This is a genomic window from Kineococcus vitellinus, from assembly GCF_009906315.1.
In the GTDB taxonomy this organism is placed as follows: domain Bacteria; phylum Actinomycetota; class Actinomycetes; order Actinomycetales; family Kineococcaceae; genus Kineococcus; species Kineococcus vitellinus.
Map to the genome: position 1 here is coordinate 1 of NZ_JAAALL010000662.1, position 442 is coordinate 442.

The window sequence follows — 442 nt, forward strand, 5'->3', positions numbered from 1 at the left end:
TCCCCGCCCAGCCCTCCGCGGGGCCGCCGCGGTCCGCACAGCCGCCCGCGGCGCCGCCGGGGCCCACCGCCCCGTGCGGGAGCGCCCGCGCGCCCGCTGCGGCGCGCACGATCGCCGGGTGGACCCCTCCGCGACCGCCCCCGTCCGCGCGCTGCGCGCGGCCTGCGACCTCGTCTGGCCCCTGGAGTGCGCCGGCTGCGCGCGGGCGGGCCTGCTGTGCTGCCCCGGCTGCGCCCGCTCGCTGCGCCGCCCGCCCCCGCCCACCGCGCTGGCCGACGGCACGCCCGTGCACGCCTGCGCCGCGCACGCGGGCGCGGCCCGCCAGGTGCTGCTGTCGGTCAAGGAGCGCGGGCGCGCCGACGCCCGCCCGGTGCTGGCCGCGGCGCTGGCCCGCGCCCTGCGGCGGCTGCCGGTGCCGGGCGGACGGGGCGTGGACCTGGTG

1 pseudogene is annotated in these 442 nt (G+C 85.5%); it reads left to right on the forward strand.

What is annotated here, in order from left to right:
• Nucleotides 1-118 precede the first annotated feature (118 nt).
• Nucleotides 119-442 (forward strand): annotated as a pseudogene (locus GTQ99_RS23990) (hypothetical protein); the annotation flags it as partial.